General features: G+C 73.9%; 11 protein-coding genes and 1 pseudogene. 4 read left to right on the forward strand and 8 right to left on the reverse strand.

What is annotated here, in order from left to right:
* The first annotated feature begins 43 nt into the window (after positions 1 to 43).
* Complete coding sequence (locus B086_RS0121700; RefSeq protein ID WP_026252641.1) at positions 44 to 1,840, forward strand: M4 family metallopeptidase; 1,797 nt, start codon at positions 44 to 46, stop codon at positions 1,838 to 1,840.
* Positions 1,841 to 1,908: 68 nt separating this feature from the next.
* Here B086_RS0121700 and B086_RS0121705 read toward each other — a convergent pair whose 3' ends face one another.
* The 3 genes from B086_RS0121705 to B086_RS0121715 are packed head-to-tail and all read right to left on the reverse strand — an operon-like array spanning position 1,909 to position 5,434.
* A complete protein-coding gene (locus B086_RS0121705) occupies positions 1,909 to 2,271 on the reverse strand; it encodes a UBP-type zinc finger domain-containing protein (RefSeq protein ID WP_018568532.1) in 363 nt (120 codons plus the stop codon).
* Positions 2,268 to 3,761, reverse strand: a complete 1,494-nt coding sequence (locus B086_RS0121710; protein ID WP_018568533.1) for an ATP-binding protein — start codon at positions 3,759 to 3,761, stop codon at positions 2,268 to 2,270. The genes B086_RS0121705 and B086_RS0121710 overlap by 4 nt, the downstream gene beginning before the upstream one ends.
* Positions 3,758 to 5,434, reverse strand: coding sequence for an FAD-dependent oxidoreductase (locus B086_RS0121715; protein WP_018568534.1), 1,677 nt, complete (start codon positions 5,432 to 5,434; stop codon positions 3,758 to 3,760). Before B086_RS0121715 ends, B086_RS0121710 begins: the two co-directional genes overlap by 4 nt.
* Positions 5,435 to 5,717: 283 nt before the next feature.
* Here B086_RS0121715 and B086_RS0121720 point away from each other — a divergent pair, with 283 nt between their 5' ends.
* The gene (locus B086_RS0121720; RefSeq protein ID WP_018568535.1) at positions 5,718 to 6,590 is read left to right on the forward strand and encodes a universal stress protein; all 873 of its coding nucleotides are present in this window, start codon (positions 5,718 to 5,720) and stop codon (positions 6,588 to 6,590) included.
* A 21-nt stretch (positions 6,591 to 6,611) separates the two neighbouring features.
* Here the strand turns inward: B086_RS0121720 and B086_RS0121725 are convergent, their stop codons facing one another.
* The 5 genes and pseudogenes from B086_RS0121725 to B086_RS45560 all read right to left on the reverse strand — a co-directional run.
* On the reverse strand, positions 6,612 to 7,868 hold the full coding sequence (locus B086_RS0121725; protein WP_026252642.1) for a DUF4032 domain-containing protein: 1,257 nt from the start codon (positions 7,866 to 7,868) through the stop codon (positions 6,612 to 6,614).
* A gap of 74 nt (positions 7,869 to 7,942) precedes the next feature.
* Positions 7,943 to 8,689, reverse strand: a complete 747-nt coding sequence (locus B086_RS0121730) for an MBL fold metallo-hydrolase (protein WP_018568537.1) — start codon at positions 8,687 to 8,689, stop codon at positions 7,943 to 7,945.
* Positions 8,690 to 8,884: 195 nt separating this feature from the next.
* On the reverse strand, positions 8,885 to 9,394 hold the full coding sequence (locus B086_RS0121735; RefSeq protein ID WP_018568538.1) for a hypothetical protein: 510 nt from the start codon (positions 9,392 to 9,394) through the stop codon (positions 8,885 to 8,887).
* A gap of 2 nt (positions 9,395 to 9,396) precedes the next feature.
* Entirely contained in the window at positions 9,397 to 11,583 is a 2,187-nt protein-coding gene (locus B086_RS46120) for an amidase domain-containing protein (protein ID WP_324604695.1), read from the reverse strand.
* Positions 11,584 to 11,592: 9 nt separating this feature from the next.
* Positions 11,593 to 13,440: pseudogene (locus B086_RS45560) on the reverse strand (DNRLRE domain-containing protein); the annotation flags it as partial.
* A gap of 272 nt (positions 13,441 to 13,712) precedes the next feature.
* On the opposite strand from B086_RS45560, the gene B086_RS0121745 reads away from it, so the two are divergent.
* Complete coding sequence (locus tag B086_RS0121745; RefSeq protein ID WP_018568539.1) at positions 13,713 to 14,360, forward strand: TetR/AcrR family transcriptional regulator; 648 nt, start codon at positions 13,713 to 13,715, stop codon at positions 14,358 to 14,360.
* Between the two features lie 16 nt (positions 14,361 to 14,376).
* Complete coding sequence (locus B086_RS0121750; RefSeq protein WP_018568540.1) at positions 14,377 to 16,050, forward strand: FAD-binding dehydrogenase; 1,674 nt, start codon at positions 14,377 to 14,379, stop codon at positions 16,048 to 16,050.
* The last annotated feature ends 73 nt before the right edge of the window (positions 16,051 to 16,123 follow it).

The raw sequence follows: 16,123 nt of genomic DNA on the forward strand, positions 1-16,123 counted from the left end.
TTGGCGATCCCGGCCGCCTTCACCCACGAAGGATCCCTCAAGAGTGCACAGACCCCACATACGCAGCGTGGCGGTCGCCGTCGCCGCGACGACGGCCGTCACGTGCCTGGCCGGCCCGGCACTGGCCGCCCCCGTCAAGGGGCCGGACCGTACGGTGTCGGCCGCCCGCACCTCCACCGCGGCGGTGGTGGCCGCGGCCCGCGCCGCCGCCTTCGCCCACGCGTCGGCGACCGGTGTCGTCCCGGGGGACGAACTGCGCGCCCAGGACGTACTGGCCGACCCCGAGGGTGCCCGCCACGTCCGCTTCGTCCGCACCCACCAGGGCCTGCCGGTGCTCGGCGGCGACCTCGTCGTCCACCTGGCCCGCACCCTGGCGTACACCGGGGTCACCCGGGCCGCCGACCGGGCCGTCAGGCCCGCCACCACCAAGGCCGCGGTGACGCCCGGCCAGGCCGCGGCGAAGGCGGCCGCCGTCGCCGAGGGCGACGCGGGCACCGCACAGCTCGTGGTGGACGCCCGCGGCGGTGCCACGGCACTCGCCTACCAGGTGCGGGTCACCCACAGCGCCACCACCCAGGGCGCCCGCTCGCGCACCGTCGTCATCGACGCCGCCACCGGCGCCGTGCGCAGCAACACGCCCGACAGCGACGAGTTCGTGTCGCCCGCGCTGCGCGCCACCCTGAGCCGCCAGGGTCAGCTCCCGGCGACGGGCAGCCTCCCGCCGTCCGGCTCGCTCGGCAGCCTCAGCCGCACCTCGGCCTCCTCCGGGCGCTTTCCGCGCACCTCGACGGGCAGCGGCGCCTCCCTGTTCGTCGGGCCGGTCGCGCTGACCACCACCCAGACCTCCCGGACCGGCTTCGTCCTGGCCGACCCCAGCCGCTACGGCACGGAGACCCGGGACGCCAAGAACCAGCTCCAGGAGAACTTCGCGCGCGGCACGAAGATCACCAGCACCACCAACCGGTGGGGCAACGGGGCGGTGTCCAACCGCACCACCGCCGCCGTCGACGCCCAGTACGGCATCACCAAGACGCTGGACTTCTACCAGAAGACGTTCGGGCGCAAGGGCATCGAGAACAACTCCAAGGGCGCCAAGGCCATGGTGCACTTCGGCAGCCGCATCGGCAACGCCTTCTGGGACCCGACGTGCGACTGCATGCTCTACGGTGACGGCGACGGCCAGACGTTCAAGCAGCCGCTCGTCGCCCTCGACGTCACCGGTCACGAGCTGACGCACGGCGTGGTGGACTCCACCGCCCGGCTGGAGCCCACCCGCGTGGACGCGGCGGGCAACCAGTACGGCGAACCGGGTTCGCTCAACGAGTCGCTCGCCGACATCTTCGGCTCCAACGTCGAGTTCTTCGCCAACAACGCCAAGAACCCGCCGAACTATCTGCTGGGCGAGAAGCTGGGCCTGGCGCAGAAGTTCCTGCGCCGCCTCGACCACCCGTCCCTGGACAAGCTCGAGGGCGCCATCGACTACTGGTCGCCCGAGGTGTACTACACCGAGGTGCACGCCGGTTCCGGTGTCTCCTCGCACGCGTACTACCTGCTCGCCGAGGGCAGCGGCCGCAAGACGATCGGTGGCGTCGCCTACGACTCGCCGACCTACGGCGGTCTGTCGGTCAGCGGCATCGGCCGGGCCAAGGCCACCGCCGTCTACTACCGGGCGCTGACCCGCTACATGGTCTCCACGACCGACTTCCACGACGCGCGGCTCGCCACGCTCCAGGCGGCCAAGGACCTGTACGGCGCGAACAGCACCGAGTACCGGACGGTCGACCAGTCCTGGGCGGCGGTCAACGTCACCGCCGCCAACACCCCGGCGGCCCGTCCCTGACACGGACCCGCACGCAGAACCGGATGCCCCGCCCCCGGCGGGGCATCCGCGTCCCCGGCCCCAGAGGCTCAGCGCAGGATCCGCGCCCAGTCCTGCGGCACCCGCCCGGCCGGTCCCGGCACGGGCTGGTCCGCCGGATGCGCCAGCGGCGGCGCCAGTTCGGTGCCCGGCTCGTACAGTTCGTCCGCCGCGTAGTCCCAGAACCAGTCCTCGCCCGGCTCGTAGCTGCGGATCACCGGATGCCCGGTGGCCCGGTAGTGGGCGGTGGCGTGGCGTGCGGGGGAGTCGTCGCAGCAGCCGACGTGCCCGCAGCGCGCACAGCGCCGCAGATGGAACCACCAGCCGCCCGCCGCCTCGCACTCCGCGCAGCCCGGACCGCTCGGCGGTACCTCCGGGTCGACCCGGAGGTCCGGACCGGCGCCTTCGCTCATTCCGTCCCCTCTGGCGCGTCCGGGGCCTCCCGCGCCGGGCGCAGCGCCCTGCCGTCGCCGTCCGTCGCGTTCAGCGGCAGCAGCACCGCGAACCGGGTGTCGCCCGGCGCCGACTCCACCGCGAGGCTCCCGTGGTGCTTGTTGACCACGATCCGCCAGGAGATGTCGAGACCGAGCCCGGTGCCCTGACCGACCGGCTTGGTGGTGAAGAACGGGTCGAAGATGCGGTCCCGGATCTCCGCGGGCACCCCGGGACCGGTGTCCCGGAACTCCACGAGCAACTGCTCGCCCTGGCGTGCCGTCCGCACGGTCAGCGTGCCCTCGCCGCCCGCGCCGCCCATGGCCGAGACGGCGTTGTCGATCAGATTGGTCCACACCTGGTTCAACTCGGCCGGATAGGCGGGGATCCGCGGCAGCGTCCGGTCGTACTCCTTGACCACCCTGATCCGCGGACCCGTCTTGCCCGACAGCATCAGCAACGTGCTGTCCAGCAGTTCGTGCACGTCGGCGACCTGGTAGGGGGCCCGGTCGAGCTGGGAGTACTGCTTGGCGGCGTCCACGAGCCGGGAGACCCGCGTGGTGGAGTCCGCTATCTCGTCCATCAGCAGCTCGGTCTCCACCGTGTACGACAGCCACCCCACCGCGCCGGGCAGGATGTCCTCGCCGACCGCCGCCACCACCTGTTCCAGCCAGTCCACGTCGAGCCCGGCCTGCACGAACACCGGCGCGAGCTGCCAGCCGTAGTCGATGCCGTGCTCCTCCAGCCAGTCGGTGAGCAGGTCCTCCCGGTCGGTGGTCTCCAGCGGACTGAGCACCGGCGCCTTGGCGACCCGCTCCGCCGTGCGCTCCTGGATCTCGATCAGATGCGTCAACTGCTCGGGGGTGAAGGGGCCTTCGGCGATCACCCCCAGCTTGTGCCGCATCTTCGCGACCCGCTCGCGCAGCGCCGCCGTGGCCCGCACCGCCGCGGCGGCCGGATTGTTCAGCTCGTGCGTGAGCCCCGCGGACAGCGAGCCCAGCGCCAGCAGCCTCTCGCGCTGCCCCACCGCCGCCTGGGTGTTCTTCGAACCGAAGAACAGCCCCTCCAGCAGATGCACCGACATCGGGAACCACTCGCGCATGATGCTCGCGAACGTGTCGGCGGGCAGCACGAAGAACCGCGTCGGCTCGGTCACCCGCATCGAGTTCTGGTACACCTGCCGCACCCGGTCCCCGATGTACGCCTGCACCGCGCCCGAGTACACCCCGCGCTGCGAGGTCCGGGCGATCTCCACGTCGTCGTCGCCGACCCGCCGGGAGTGCACCACCGTCCCCTCGATCATCACGAAGAAACAGGTGGCCGGATCACCCTCGCGGTACACCGGGCCCGGCTGGAACAGCTCCACCCGCCCGTCGCTGCACAGCCGCCCCAACTGCTCGGCCGACAGCTCCTCGAACAGGAACAGCGAACCGATCTCCTTGGGGCTGCACGGCACCACCCGCCCGCTCATGACTGCTCCAGGTAACGGTGCACCAGCATCACGGCCATCGCTCCCTCTCCGACCGCGGACGCGACCCGCTTGGCCGACTCGGCGCGGGCGTCGCCCGCCACGAACACCCCGGGCACATTGGTCTCCAGGTGGTACGGCGCCCGGTCCGGCTCCCACCCCGCCGGCGGCCGCCCGTCCCCGGTCAGGTCGGGACCGGCCAGGATGAACCCGCGCTCGTCCCGCAGCACCGTCCCCTCCAGCCAGTCGGTGAGCGGCGCGGCGCCGATGAACACGAACACCCACTGCGCGTCGACCCGTTCGCGTTCCCCGCTGACCACGTCGCGCAGCGTCAGCTGCTCCAGATGGTCCGCGCCGTGCACGGCCTCCACGACCGTGCCGGTGCGCACCGAGATGTTCGGCGCCTCCTCCAGCTGCTGGATCAGGTAGTACGACATCGACGCCGACAGCGAGGCGCCGCGCACCAGCAGCGTCACCGACTTCGCGCCCCGGGACAGGTACATCGCCGCCTGCCCCGCCGAGTTGGCGCCGCCCACGATGTACACGTCCTGACCGTGGCAGGACGGCGCCTCGGTCAGCGCCGAACCGTAGAACACCCCGCAGCCGGTGAGGCCGTCGGCGCCGGCCGCCGGGAGCTGCCGGTAGGACACCCCGGTCGCCAGGATCACGCTGTGCGCGGCGACGGCCGACCCGTCGGAGAACCGCACGGTGCGCGCCGCGCCGTTGACCTCCAGGGCGGTCACCTCGCGCGCGGTGAGGATCTCCGCGCCGAACCGCGCCGCCTGCCGCCGCGCCCGGTCGGTCAGCTGGGCGCCGGACACCCCGTCCGGGAAGCCGAGGTAGTTCTCGATCCGTGAACTCTGCCCGGCCTGCCCGCCGGTGGCCGAGCGCTCCACCAGGACGGTGCGCAGCCCCTCGGACGCCCCGTACACGGCCGCGCCGAGACCGGCCGGGCCGCCGCCGATGACGACCAGGTCGTAGAAGTCGGCCGCCGGGGTCGTCGCCAGACCGACCCGGGCGGCCAGATCCGGGGCCTCCGGCTCGACCAGCGGCGTGCCGTCCGGGGTGACCACCAGCGGCAGCCGCTGCCCGTCCTGGCCCGCCGCGCCCAGCAGCCGCCGCCCCTCCGGCTCGTCGGAGGAGTACCAGCGGTAGGGGACCTGGTTGCGGGCCAGGAACTCGCGCACCTCGGAGGAGCGCGCCGACCAGCGGTGCCCCACCACCTTGGTGCTCGGCACCGGCCGGTGGTCGCTGCGCCGCCACGCCTGGAGCAGGTCGTCCAGGACCGGGTACAGCTTCTCCTCGGGCGGGTCCCAGGGCTTGAGCAGGTAGTGGTCCAGGTCGACCACGTTGATGGCGTCGATCGCCGCGTTGGTGTCCGCGTACGCGGTCAGCAGCACCCGGCGGGCGCCCGGGTACACGTCCAGGGCCTGTTCGAGGAACTCGATGCCGTTCATGTGCGGCATGCGGTAGTCGGCCAGGATCACCGCGACCAGGTCGCCGCGCAGCTTCAGTTCGCGCAGCGCGCCCAGCGCGGACTCGCCCGACTCCGCCCGCACGATCCGGTACGACTCGCCGTAGCGCCGCCGCAGATCACGGGCGACGGCCCGGGACACCCCTGGATCGTCGTCCACGGTCAGGATGACGGTCCGCACGGCCTCGGCGGCCTGAGTCATAGGTCTCCCACCCCGAGCGGTCGCGACGGGCGGCCCGGTGCCTCCCGTCTTCGAGCCCACGTGCGCCATCGTAGGTGGGCTGCCCCGGCTTCGCCCGAGCGAGCCGGGGACACCGGCACACTCTGGTGTGTCCGGGCCCGCGTCCGTGCCCGTACCCCTTGACCGCGGACCGGCGGGCGCGGCATGGCAGGATCGTCCGGGGGAGTCCGGGTGGATCCCGGGCAAGCGCAGACGCGTGAGGGCGGGCCCGCCCCCGGGCCCACGGCGCAGGGAGGCGGACGGCATGACACGGCCGATCACGGCAGGCGTGGACGGATCGGAGGAGAGCCGCGCCGCACTGGCGTGGGCCGGACGGGAGGCCGAGCGCCGCGGACTGCCGCTGCGCGTCGTGCACGCCTGGCACTTCGAGGTGCACGACGCCTTCGACCTGGGCGACCGCGACGCGCAGCGGCAGCGGGTGCGCGAGATGGCCGACGAGACGGTCCGCGACCTCGCCGCCCGCCATCCCGGCCTCGCCGTGACCACCGACCTGGTGGAGGACGAGGCCGCCCCGGCGCTGACCGCCGCGGCGGCCGACGCCGAGGCCCTGGTGCTCGGCTCGCGCGGACAGGGCGCCCTCGTCGGGTTCCTGGTCGGCTCCGTGGGACAGCAGGTGATCGCCGGGGCCCGCCGGCCGGTCGTCCTGGTCCGGGCCGGTGACGAGCCCGCCGCCGAGGCCGCCGGACGCGAGGTCGTCGTCGGCCAGCACGGCACCGCCGAGGACAGCGCCGAGACGCTGCGCTTCGCCTTCGAGACGGCCGCCGCCCGCGGCGCCACCGTCCGGGCGGTGCGCGCCTGGACGCTGCCGCCGGTCTTCGCCTACAGCCCCGGCTCGCTCAAGCTCCTGGACGAGGCCGGCGGCCTGGAGCCGTACGAGCGCAAGGCGCTCACCGAGGCGCTGCGGCCCTGGCGGGAGCGGTTCCCGGACGTCCCCGTCGTCGAGCACGTGGAGATGGGCAGCGCCGGGCAGGTGCTGCTGGCGACGGCCGGACACGCCCAGCTCGTCGTCGTGGGCCGCCGCGCCCGCCGTACCGCGGTGGGCGCGCGGATCGGCTCCGTCGCCCACGGCGTGCTGCACCACGCCGGATGCCCGGTGGCGGTCGTCCCGCACGAGTAGAGCGGGCGGCCCCGGCGCCGCTCAGGGAGCCGGCGCCGGGTTCGTCTCCGGCTCCGTCGGCTCCAGCGTGGCGCGCGCCTTGGGCAGTACATGGCGCACATAGTCCTCGACCACGGTGTCCAGGCCGATGTCGTGCTGCGCGCGCTCGGACAGGTACCAGCGGTGCTCCAGCAGCTCGTGGTAGATCTCGGCCGGGTCCATGGAGCCGCGCAGCTCGGGCGGCACCTCGCGCACGGTGGGCCGGAACACCTCGCGCACCCAGCGGTGGGCCAGCACCTCGGGGCGGGCGGAGAGGGGGTCGCCCGGGGCGTAGTCGTCCTGGGTGGCCATCCAGCTCTCCAGGTCGGTCAGCAGCCGCCGCGCCTGGTTCTCCTCGGTGTCCAGGCCGGTCAGCCGCAGCAACTGGCGCTGGTGGTGACCGGCGTCGACGACCTTGGGCACGAAGGTGACCGTGTCGCCGCCCGAGGAGTGCTCGATCTGCATCTCGGCGACGTCGAAGCCCATGTCGTTGAGCCGGCGTATCCGGCGCTCGATGTAGTGGTACTTGCCCGCCGGATAGACGGAGGTGCGGGTCAGCTCCGCCCACAGCTTCTCGTAGCGCGCGCAGATCTCGGTGCCGAAGTCCACCGGGTCCACCGAGGGGTGCAGGGCGCCGGAGGCCTCCAGGTCGAGCAGTTCGCCGCTGATGTTCACCCGGGCCAGGTCGAGGTCGTAGTCCCGCTGCCCGTCGCTCAGCCGCGGATGCAGCTCGCCGGTCTCCGCGTCGACGAGATAGGCGGCGTACGCGCCCGCGTCGCGCCGGAAGAGCGTGTTGGACAGCGAGCAGTCGCCCCAGGCGAACCCGGCCAGGTGCAGCCGCACCAGCAGCACCGCGAGAGCGTCCATCAGCCGGTGCATGGTGGCGGGCCGCAGGGTCGTCTCGAACATCGACCGGTACGGCATCGAGCCGCCCAGGTGCCGGGTGATCAGCACCGGTTCCAGCGGTGCGCCGGTGCGGTCGGTGCGCCCGGTGACCACGGCGAGCGGGTCGACGGCGGGGATGGCGAGCCGGTCCAGGTCGCGCAGCAGCTCGTACTCGCGCAGCGCCGGCCGCTCGGCCAGCTCCTTGACGGCGATCACCTCCTCGCCCGCGCGGGCATAGCGCACGACGTGCCGGGAGATGCCGCGCGGCAGCGGCACGAGGTACTCCTCGGGCCACTCCTCCAGCGGCGTCTCCCAGGGCAGTGCGAGCAGGAGCGCGGGATGCTCCGGGTTGGTGGCGCTGATCTGCAAAGCCATGACGGAGACTCTAGGGCCTCTCGTCCGGCTTGCGCCGAACGAGAGGCCCTGGTGCGGCAGACTCCGTTGCAGTACTAGAGCGCGTGGTCCCGTGCCCGGCGGGCGGCCGCCTCGACCGGGCCGCGGTGGACCGGGCCGTGGCCGGGAAGCAGGACGTCGGCGTCGAGGCTTTCGAGTATCTCCAGCGAGGCCAGTGCCTGGGCGCGCTCGTGGTGGAACATGTCGGGCAGCAGCTGTGGTCCGCTGATCCGCGAGGTGGGGTGGCCGCTGACCAGGGCATCGCCGGAGACCAGCACGCCCGCTCCGGGCAGGTGGAACACCGTGTGGCCGCGGGTGTGCCCGGGGGTGTGCACGGGCACCGGGCGGCCCGGCAGGTCCAGCGGGCCCGCCGCCGGGAACGGCTCGGGCGCGGCGACGGGCAGGTGCGCGGTGCCGCCGGCCCGCAGCGAGTGCACCGCCCAGGGCAGCACCCCGGGCCGCCAGCCGTTGCGCAGCACCGTGCCGACGCTCACCTGGTGCAGGAACTCCCGCCGTGCGTGCGGCACTTCGGCCTCGTGCAACTGGACGGGGGTGCCGTACGTCGTGCGCAGGTACTCGGCGGAACCGAGGTGGTCGTTGTGCGCGTGGGTGATCAGCACCGCCGCCACCGCCTGCGGCGAACTGCCCACCGCTGCCAGCGAGTCGAGCACCAGTTGCCGGTCGCCCGGGTAGCCGGTGTCGATGAGGGTGGCCGCGTCGCCCTCGGTGAGGATCACCCAGTTGGTGTTGGTGCCGTGCACCAGATAGGTGCCGTCGGCCACTTCCCGCACGTCCGCCCGCATCGGTCTCCCCAAGTCGTGGATGGCTGGTGCCGGGGGACAGCAAAGCAGACGCGGTCGCCGCCCCGGCGGGCGGAGCCCCCGGCCGGGCGGCGGGTGTGCCGGAGCGGGTGTGCCGGAGCGGGCGTGCCGGAGCGCCCGTGTCCGGCGGCCGTACGGGCCGGGGACACGGGCGCTCCGCCCGGGGCGGCGGGCGGGTCAGGAGGCGGTGGAGCGGGAGTGCGTGCCGCCGGGGGCCGCCGGGGCCCAGCCGGGTGCCCGTGCCGCCTCGGCCGGGTCCGTCTCGTCGAGGGTGACGCCCCAGGTGTCGTCCTCGCCGATGCGCACCTCGACCTCCTTCTTCCGGCCGCCGGTGAAGTACAGCACCACGACCTGGCGGGTGGACCCCTCGTCGTAGAAGTCCGCCGTCACCTCGCCGCCCGCGGCCTCGCCGAACGCGTCGACCCAGTTGCGGGCCGTGGTGTCGGCGGCCGTGCCGCCGGTGACGGCCAGGCCGGCGAGCCCTTCCGGGTCACGGTCGGCCAGCCGCCACACCGTCCGCTGCACCGTCTCCAGGCTGCCCCGGGAGGGATAGCCCACGACGTGCAGCGGCTTGTGGCGGGAGTAGTCGCCCTGGTAGTCGTCCGTCCCGTCGGCGCCGCACGCGGTCACGGACAGGCCGGTGCCCACCAGCAGGGCCAGGGCCAGGCATTTCTTCGCACTGTGCATGATCAGCCGCGGGACCTCGGTCGAAGGATGATGACGCGCTCGATGTAGTTGCTGCTCTTGCGGTAGCGGGCGATGGCCGCCGCCAGGCTGGTGCGGCCCACTCCGCCGTGCTGGAGGAGCTGGACGCCGTGCCGGTTGGCCGAGACCACCGCGACATGGTTGTACGCCCGCTCCTTCTTCCACTTGAAGAGCACGATGTCACCGGCGCGCGCGGTGTGCGCGTGCACGAACTGCGCCTTGCGGTAGTTGATCATGTGGCGGCGGAAGTTCTCCGCGCCGGACCAGGTGTAGCTCTTGTTCTTCACGGTGCCGAAGAAGTAGTACTGCTGCCACCAGGCGCGATCGTGCTTGCGGCCGCCGGCCCGGGTCTTCATCTTCCCGCCGTGGTAGAGGGCCTTGGAGACGAAGTTCGTGCAGTCCTGGCCGTACTCCCACTTGGTGCCCAGGTTGCGCGAGGCCCAGTTCGCCGTGCCCGAACCGCTGACCTGGGCGGCGCGCAGCATCGCGCCCGCGGCCTGCGGGGCCTGGACGGGGAAGCCCTCCGCGTCCAGCTCGACGGGCTCCTCGGGCGTCTCCTCGAGGGGGCCCTCGGGCTCACCGGCCACGTCGAGACCGTCCTCGACCGCCGCCGACCGCGACAGGACCTTCTCCGCCGCGGGCGCGTCCGCCTCCAGATGGAGCAGCGGCGCACCGCTGTTGGTGCTGAAGACGAACCGCTGCTCCCTGCGCCCCTCCTCGGGTTCGGCCGCGGCGCCGTCCCCGCCGAGGACGGCGCGGTCCTCGACGGCCGCGCGCAGGAAGACCGCACCGCTGTCGTCGACGCCCGCGAGGACCTCGGAGAGTGTGCTGGTCATCTCCGTGTACCGGGTGCCGTGCCGGGCCAGCGACTCGCGGGTCTCCACCAGGTCGGCGGCCTGGCCGTTCAGCAGGTCCTGGAAGGCGGCACCGGCGGGCGCGGCGGCCAGCGCGGCGGCGGCCGTCGGCCGGGTGCCCCGCAGGATCGCGGCGCGCGCGTCCAGGTACTGCTGCACGATGTCCCGGTACGTCGCCGTGCCGCCCGGTACCGTTGTGGGCGTCCTGGGCTCCGCGGTGACCGCGGCGCCCGAGCCGTGGGCGGTGCGGGCGGTGACGGCGACGCGGTAGGCGATGCCGTTGGCCAGCGCGCCGACCACGGCGTGCGGCTCCCGGGTGGTGGTCCGCGCGGCCACGGTGCCGTCGGCGCGGGTGACGACGACGTCGTACTCCGCGCCGTCCGTCGCCGAGCCGGGGTCGGCCGGCGGGTTCCAGGTGGCCAGCAGGCCGCCGTCGCCCGGGGTGACCCGCAGATCCTCCGGGGCGCCCGGCGCCTTCGGAGCCACGTACTCGATCACCAGCCGGGGCCGCTTCGCCGCGTCGGCGGTCCGGCTGGAGTGGTACGAGAGCGTCCGGCCGCGGTCCTTGGCGGGCAGCCGCAGGACGAAGCCCTCGACGGGGCCCTGCTCCAGCCAGGACTGCACCATCGGGCCCAGGTCCTGCTCCTCGGGCAGCGCGGCCTCACCGAACGGGGTGTCCTCCAGCAGGTCCGGCAGTGCCGCGCCGTCCTGCGGAGCGGCCCATGCCTCGGCGAGCTGGGTGATCTCGACCGGCCGGGCGGCGCAGACGGCCGTCCCGCACTCGGCGGGGGTCAGCTGGAGCCGGGCCCGGGTGACCCGGGCGCCCGCGGGCACCTGGCCGAGGCCGGGCCTGAACCAGACGGCGCGCTCGGCGTCCGCGGCGCCGCCCAGAGTGAGGCGGGCGTCCTCGACCGCCGGGCAGCCGCCGGCGCAGACCCCGGCGCCGATCGGCGCGGTGGCGTCCTCCAGGGCGGCGCCGGTGAGGGTCACGGTCGTGGTCTTCGGAGCGGGCGGTGCCGTCGCCGAGACGGTCAGCTCCTCCTCGTAGGACCAGGCCGAACAGCCCGTCCCGGTGCACGAGCGCATCGCCCAGAGGTAGGTGGTGCCGTCCTTCAGGGCGCCCTCGGGGACACGGGCCGCCGCCCGCTGCCCGCTGTCCACCCACGCCTCGGGCACCGTCACACCGGGCAGTTGCCTGCCGTTCTCGTCCCGCAGCACGAACTCGGCGCGCACCCTGCCCTGTTCGGGGCTGGCGACCAGACCGGACAGCAGCGGGGTGAGGGTGTCGGTGCCGCCGGCCTCCAGCGACCGCGGCATGCCGGGCAGCGCGGCGGGGGCGCGCCCGGTGTCGACCGTGAAGGCCGCCCAGTCGGACCAGGCCAGGTTGTAGTGCGTGCCGTCGTACGGGCTGGTGCGGAAGCGGTAGGTGCGGCCGTCCTTGAGCAGCCCGTCGGGCACGGTCACCGCGGCGGCCCGCCCGGACTCCACATAGGGGGAGACGAGCCGCTCGCCCACCTGCTTGCCGGTGGCGGCGTCGACGATCTCGAAGGTGCCGTCGACCCGGTCGCCGTCCTTGTCGGAGAAGGTGTCCCGCAGGGTCGGCGTGGTGGTGTCGACCTGCCAGGTGCCCGAGGCGTCCTTGGCGAACGGCGGACCCGCCTGGCGGTTGTTCCCGGACCGGGGCCGGAAGTTGTAGGTGACCGTGAGCCTGGGCGGATTGCTGGTGGCGTTGGCGGAGTTGACCCGCTTCCACTGCGCGACGGACGACTCGTCGGCCGCGGTGAGGCCCATGGTCGAGCGCGGCGCCCCGGCCGAGGCCCAGGACTGCACGAGCGAGGTGACGTCGGCGTTGATCCAGCCGTCCGCGCCGCAGGCGGGGTTGCCCTTGGTCTCGGTCGACGTGGCGTACCGCGTACGCATCTTGGGCCGGTTGGTCCAGCGGCTCGCGGTGGTGGCCTCGTCGGCGGCCCACACCTGCCAGGGCTGGGCCTTGCAGTCGGTGTTGGCCGAGTGGAAGTTCCACAGGCTCAGCCGGGCGCTGCTCACCAGGGCGTCCGCGACGGGCGCGGTGCCCCAGGTGAGGTACGACTGCGCGGTGCGCGGGGTGCCGTTGGCGTTCTTGGTGCCCGGGTTGCCGAAGTCGAGTTCGGTGTCGGTGGACCAGTCGCGGGTCTCGCCCTGCTGCACATAGGTGTCGAAGACGTTGCTCAGCGCGGACGTCGACGGGTCGACGGTCACCGGGTAGCGCGTCGACGGGTCGGCGAGGAAGGCCGGGTCCGGGGTGACGACGAGGTCGACCGAGGAGCCCTTCTGCTCGACCCGCATGGCGACCGGCACCCGGCGGGTGTGCTCGCCCGAACGCGCGTCGACGGTCGCGTCCCACATGACGGGCGCGGGCATGACGGCGCGCTCCTGGCCCGTCCTGCGGTCGGTGAACAGCACACTGCCGTCGGGCTGCTGGGCGGCCCGCAGCCCCTTGGTGCGCAGCGGCAGGGTGTAGCTGTAGTCGGCGGTGGCCGGGCGCCGCTTGATCTCGACGTACTGCTCGAAGCCGGTGCGGGTCGCCTCCACGATCACGTCGGCGCCCGGTACGGCCTCGGCGTAGGTGGCGCGGTTGCCCTCCAGCGCGGGGGCGGGCAGGCCGCCCTTCCACTGGAGGGTGATCTGCCGGTCGCCCTCGCCGAGGGTGACGAGGTCGCGGGCCGGTGCGGTGCGGGCGGCGCTCAGCGACCGGGCGCGGCCGCCGGATCCGCCCGCGAGGGTGAGCGCGGCGGGGTGCGCCTTGGCGCCGACACTGCCGTCGGCGCGCTCGGTCAGGTCGGTGTCGACCGCCACCCAGGTGCCGTCGCGGTCGAAACGGACGGGTCCTGCGGTGAGTTCGGTGGTCAGGGAGCCGTCCGGGTTGACCCAGGTCGTGGCGGCGGTGCCGCGTTCGGACAGCGCCTCCACCCGGGTACCGGAGCGCCGGGCCGCGGCGAGCGCGGCGGGGACGTCGGCGGCGGGGCCCGGCGCGGCGGCCGGGCGGGACGGCACGTCCGGGGCCGGCGCCAGGGGAGCGGCCGCGGCGGAGGTGCCGAGCAGAGCGAGGGACAGGGCGAGGACCGCGGCGCGCGGCAGCGTGCCGGTGGTCCCGCGTGCTCGTCGGGCCGAACGGCCCGGCGGAGCTATGTTCATGAAAACGTCATTCCTTGGTCAAGGGAACGTGAAGGAAGATCAAAGATTAGTCGGAAGCCGACGGTCCGTTGACGCGCTTATCGTCGCTCGGCGCCCATTTCCGACTTCTCGTCACATGTGAGGCCCGCCACAGCGGATGGGCCCCGGCCGCGCGGGAGGCGGGCGCCGGTGAACCGGTCGCGGGAGCGGATCCGGCACCGATCCGCCCGCACCCCTGTGGATACATCGCCGTATCGGATACATTCATGTATCCACGAGGGGGTGGCAGAGCCATGACACAGGAGCCGCCGCGGGAGCCCGCGCCGCCGCCGGGCCTGAGCAGGCGCCGGGCGCGCACCCGGGCCGATCTGCTCGGCGCCGCGTTCCGGGTCTTCGCGGCCAAGGGCTTCGGCCGGGTCTCGATCGAGGAGGTCTGCGAGGCCGCCGGGTACAGCAGGGGCGCCTTCTACTCCAACTTCACCACCCTGGACGAGCTGTTCTTCGCCCTCTACCGCGAGCGCGCCGAACTCATCGCCGACCAGGTCGCGGGGGCCCTCGCCCTCGACGGACCGGACCTGGACGTGCCTGCCGCCGTCGACCGGGTCACCGACGTCCTCCTGCTGGACGTGGACTGGCTGCTGGTCAAGACGGACTTCCTGGTGCACGCCGCCCGCGACGGCGCCGTGGCCGAGACCCTGCGCCGGCACCGGGCCCGGCTGCGCGGCGCGATCGCCGAACGGCTGGAGCGCGCGCACGGCCGCACCCCGCTGCCCGCGGTCCTCGGCGGCGCGGACGGCGCCGCCCGCGCGGTCGTCGCCGCCTACGACGGAGTCACCGTCCAGCTCCTGCTGGACAAGGACGTCGAGGGCGCCCGCGCCTGGCTGCGGCACCTGCTCACCGCACTGCTCACCGACGGCGGCACCGCCGCACCGACGCACTGAGAAGGGAACCCCCGCCATGGACGCGGATGTCATCGTCGTCGGAGCCGGCCTCGCCGGCCTGGTCGCGGCGCACGAACTCACCAGCCGGGGCCGCAAGGTCGCCCTCGTCGACCAGGAGAACGCCGCCAACCTCGGCGGCCAGGCGTACTGGTCCTTCGGCGGGCTGTTCCTCGTGGACTCCCCGGAGCAACGGCGCCTCGGCGTCAAGGACTCCTTCGACCTCGCCTGGAACGACTGGCAGGGCAGCGCCCGCTTCGACCGGCCCGACGACGAGGACAGCTGGGGCATGCGCTGGGCCCGCGCCTACGTCGAGTTCGCGGCCGGGGAGAAGCGCTCCTGGCTGGCCGGACACGGCATCACCCTGCTGCCCACGGTCGGCTGGGCCGAGCGCGGCGACCTGCGGGCCGACGGCCACGGCAACTCCGTACCGCGCTTCCACATCGCCTGGGGCACCGGCACCGGCGTGGTCGCCCCCTTCGCCGCGTACGCGCACCGGGCCGCCCAGGACGGGCTGCTCACCTTCCACCACCGGCACCGGGTGGACGAACTCGTCATGGAGAACGGCGCGGCGCGCGGCGTACGCGGCACCCTCCTCGCCCCCGACGACGCGCCCCGGGGCGTCGCCTCCAGCCGCGAGGAGCGCGGCGCCTTCGCACTGACCGCCCAGGCCGTGATCGTCACCAGCGGCGGCATCGGCGCCGACCACGACATCGTCCGCCGCCACTGGCCCGAGCGCCTGGGCACCCCGCCCGCCCGCATGGTCACCGGCGTACCGGCCTACGTCGACGGCCGGATGCTCGACATCAGCGCCGCCGCCGGTGCCCGGCTGGTCAACCGCGACCGGATGTGGCACTACACCGAGGGGATCCGCAACTGGGACCCGATCTGGCCGGGACACGGCATCCGCATCCTGCCCGGCCCCTCCTCGGTCTGGCTCGACGCCCTCGGCCGCCGGCTGCCCGACCCCTGCCTGCCCGGCTACGACACCCTGAGCACCCTGCGGCACCTGCGCACCACCGAGGACCTCGCCGTCCACGACCACTCCTGGTTCGTGCTGACCCGCAGGATCGTCGAGAAGGAGTTCGCCCTCTCGGGCTCCGAGCAGAACCCCGACATCACCGCCAAGGACCGCAAGGCGGTGCTGCGCGACCGGCTGCTGGGCAAGGGCGCGCCGGGACCGGTCCAGGACTTCCTGCGGCACGGCGCCGACTTCGTGGTCGCCGCCACCCTCGAAGAACTCGTCGAGAAGATGAACAGGCTCACCGACCGGCCCCTGCTCGACGCCGCCCGGGTGCGCCGCCAGATCACCGCCCGCGACCTCCAGCTGGACAACCCGTACAGCAAGGACGCCCAGGTGCAGGGCATCCGCAACGCCCGCCGCTACATCGGCGACCGGCTCGGCCGGGTCGCCGCCCCGCACCGCATCCTCGACCCCGAGGCCGGCCCGCTGATCGGCGTCAAACTGCACGTCCTGACCCGCAAGACCCTCGGCGGCATCCAGACCGACCTCGACTCCCGCGCGCTCGGCCCGGACGGCACACCCGTCGACGGCCTGTACGCGGCGGGCGAGGTGGCCGGGTTCGGCGGCGGCGGGGTGCACGGCTACAACGCCCTGGAGGGCACCTTCCTCGGCGGCTGCCTCTTCTCCGGCCGCGCGGCCGGCCGCGCCGCGGCCGCACAGACCGCCTGAAGGGCCCGGCGGGCCCGCCCCCTTCGCCCGGCGGGGGACGGGCGGGCCCGGCCCGCGGGCGACTTGACCCGCG

It is taken from the genome of Streptomyces sp. PsTaAH-124, from assembly GCF_000373685.1.
Lineage (GTDB): Bacteria > Actinomycetota > Actinomycetes > Streptomycetales > Streptomycetaceae > Streptomyces > Streptomyces andamanensis.